Source organism: Leisingera sp. F5 (genome assembly GCF_001593695.1).
Map to the genome: position 1 here is coordinate 1 of NZ_LUKH01000280.1, position 3,142 is coordinate 3,142.

Annotated in this window: 2 protein-coding genes, 1 pseudogene and 1 other annotated feature; of the genes and pseudogenes, 2 read left to right on the forward strand and 1 reads right to left on the reverse strand. The window is 62.4% G+C overall.

Features of this window, described 5'->3' with window-relative positions; genetic code table 11:
* Positions 1 to 1,345 (forward strand): annotated as a pseudogene (locus A2I95_RS28840) (IS3 family transposase); the annotation flags it as partial.
* Positions 189 to 305 (forward strand) — a sequence feature (AL1L pseudoknot). Its footprint overlaps the pseudogene before it by 117 nt.
* Here the strand turns inward: A2I95_RS28840 and A2I95_RS28845 are convergent.
* Positions 1,309 to 1,815: a hypothetical protein gene (locus A2I95_RS28845; protein WP_291735415.1), complete on the reverse strand. Its 507-nt coding sequence runs from the start codon at positions 1,813 to 1,815 to the stop codon at positions 1,309 to 1,311. The pseudogene A2I95_RS28840 and the gene A2I95_RS28845 sit on opposite strands and share 37 nt — an antisense overlap.
* Between A2I95_RS28845 and A2I95_RS28850 the strand changes: the two genes are divergently transcribed.
* Positions 1,814 to 3,025, forward strand: a complete 1,212-nt coding sequence (locus A2I95_RS28850) for an IS256 family transposase (RefSeq protein WP_291735417.1) — start codon at positions 1,814 to 1,816, stop codon at positions 3,023 to 3,025. The two genes, A2I95_RS28845 and A2I95_RS28850, sit on opposite strands and share 2 nt — an antisense overlap.
* Positions 3,026 to 3,142: the final 117 nt, after the last annotated feature.

The window sequence follows — 3,142 nt, forward strand, 5'->3', positions numbered from 1 at the left end:
AAGATCGGCTGTTCGGCGTATACGCTGAATGAGTGGGTTAAGAACGCAAAAGTCGACAACGGCCAACGGGCGGGTGTTCCAACTGATGTCGCCGACAGTGCGGGTCGTTCGCGCAGCGATCAAATGAAGGCGCTGGAGCGGGAAAACCGCGAGCTGCGCCAGGCGAACGAGATCCTCCGCAAGGCATCGGCGTATTTTGCGATGGCGGAGCTCGACCGCCGGTCGAAGTGATGGTGTCTTTCATAGACATGCATCGCGCGGAGCATGGGGTCGAGCCGATCTGCACAATACTGCCGATTGCCCCTTCCACGTATTACGAGCACCTGGCGAAGCGGGCTGACCCGGCCCGGTTGCCGGACCGTGCCCGGCGTGACAAGGCCCTGCGGCCCGAGATCCTGCGTGTTTTTGAAGAGAACTGGCGGGTCTATGGCGTGCGGAAGGTCTGGCGGCAATTGCAGCGGGAAGGTTTCGACGTCGCTCGCTGCACGGTGGCCCGGCTGATGAGGAGTATGGGTATTCAAGGCGCTCGCCATTGTCCTCGGACCAATGGCGGACAAAAGCTCGCTCCGGGGCAAGCCGCACAAAACCACGGTGCCCGACAAAAAGGCCCCGTGCCCCCTCTCGCACATGCTGCGCATGTGCTGCCGGGCAGTGGATGGACAAGGTAAACCGGCAATTCCGTGTACCCGCGTCCAACATGCTCTGGGTCAGCGATTTCACCTATGTTGCCACCTGGAAAGGGTTTGCCTATGTCGCCGCTCGCCATTGGGCTCGAACCAATGGCGCCTTCAATGGCTCGCTCATTGATGCCTATGCCCGCAAGATTGTCGGCCCCCTCTCGGCAGCATGCTTCGCATGCGCCTGCCGGGTAATGGATGCGCTGGAGCAGGCTGTTCATGAACGGCGGCCGACAAAGTCGATGGGGCTTGTTCACCATTCCGACCGCCGTTCTCGGCGATGCTGGCATCGCCTGTCACGCAGTGGGTCAGCCAATACCTTCGATCAGATACACAGGGCGGTTGGGAGAAGCTGGTATCGAACCCTCTGTGGGCAGCGTTGGAGACAGCTATGAGTTCAAGCAGATCCGCGCAGCGGATCAAATGATCTGGGGGATCATTTGAAGGCGCAGAACGCGCTGGCCGAAACGATCAACGGTCTTTTCAAGGCCGAGGTCATTTATCGCCGGGGGCCTTGGCGCAACTTCGAGGCGGTGGAATACGCAACACTCGAATGGGTGGAATGGTTCAACAACCGCCGTCTGCTTGAGCCTATCGGGACCATTCCGCCGACAGAAGCAGAGGCCAATTTCTACGCCGCTCTGGAAACTGAGGAAATAGCTGCGTAACTAAGTGAAATCAGCCTCCGGCAAACCCGGTGCGGTTCAATCACTGACCACGCCGAGTTAACTGCTTGCTCATCCTCTTCGGCGGTCAGCGCTTCCTGCACGGCGTGTGCCGCGTTCTTCGCGTGATCTTCAAGATTGAAAACATCGATCTGCTCAAGGTTCCACTCCTGCAAAGATTGGTTGCCTGGGAGGCCTGACATCTCCACGACACCCTCAATCACGCCGTCGAGGGACATATTGTTGGGTGGTGCATTGTTCAGGAGGCGCAGACCCGCAAAAAGCAACGTTTCATATGCCAACCGGAAAATGTAGCAGTGTCCCAAGGGCTGGTGTAATTTCCGCCGGTAGCGCGGGCTGAGCGGAGCCTTCGCGTAGCGAAGCGATGCCCGCGCGGGTCGCTTGGCGGCCATGGTTGTTCTTCGGCTAAGGTTTGGTTTGCCGACCTGACTTTGACCGAGGAGTTCAACCATGACCAAGGACAGCCTATCAGAGACCGCAGCCCTGCGCGCGCTTTTGCCGGGGACCTCCGATACCCGGCTGCTGGCCGAGATGCTCGGCTTCGTCGCCGGCCGTCTCATGGCGCTGGATGCCGGCCAGCTCTGCGGCGCCGGGGCGCACGAACGCAGCGCCGAACGCGTGAACCGCCGCAACGGGTACCGAGCCAGGGCCTGGGAGACGCGCGCCGGGACAGTCGGCGTGAAGATCCCGAAGCTGCGCAAGGGCAGCTGCTTCCCCGAGTTCCTGGAGCCCCGCAGGGCGGCGGAGAAGGCGATGACGGCTGTCATCCAGGAGGCCTGCGTGCAGGGCCTGCCGGCGCGCCCGGCAGACGGCCTGGTCAAGGCCATGGGTATGACCGGCGTTTCGAAGAGCCAGGTCTCACGGCTCTGCGGCGAGATCGGCGAAAGGGCCGACGCGTTCCTGAACCGCCCGCTGGAAGGCGAATGGCCTTGCCTCTGGCTCGACGCTACCTGCATCAAGGTCCGCCGCTCTGGCCGCATTGTCAGCGTCGCGGCCATAGTGGCTGCGGCGGTCAACCTGGACGGCCGCCGCGAGGTTCTGGGCCTCGCCGTCCAGCCCGGCGAGGCAGAGGTCTTCTGGGACGAATTCCTGCGCTCTCTCGCCGATCGCGGCCTGCGCGGCACACGGCTGATCATCGCCGGCGACCACAAGGGCCTGAAGGGCGCGGCAGCCAAGGTGCTCGCCGCAACCGTCCAGCGCTGCCGCGTGCATTTCATGCGCAATGCACTGGCTTGCGCCGGCAGGAAGGGCCGCCCGCTCGTCACCGCCGCGCTTCGAACCGCCTTCGATCAGGACACGCTCGCGGCGTCGAAAGAGCACTGGGCCAAGCTGGTCGACGCGTTCGAACCGCGCCATTCTAAGCTCGCAGAGCTGATGCGCCACGCGGAAGAGGGCGTATTGGCCTGCAAGGGTTTTCCCAAGGATCATTGGCCGAAAATCCACAGCACCAACCCGCTTGAGCGTCTGAACAAGGAGATCAAGCGCCGGACCAACGCCGTGGGAATCTTTCCCAGCGAGGCCGCGGTGACGCGCTTGGTCGGCGCCCTGATGCTGGAGCAAAACGATGAGCGGGCGATCACCCGGCGCTACATGACACTGGAAACCGCCGCCGCCATTTGCGGCACTGACCCCATGGACCCGGCGACTATCGCCGCCCTGTAGCTGCGGCCGGGCCAAGGCCGAAGAGCAAAGTTGCACCAGTGCCCGGGACACTATCATCCTTCTTTGTCAACATGACCTAATGATGACGTGGCCGGGGCGATTGGCGCAGCGCATTTC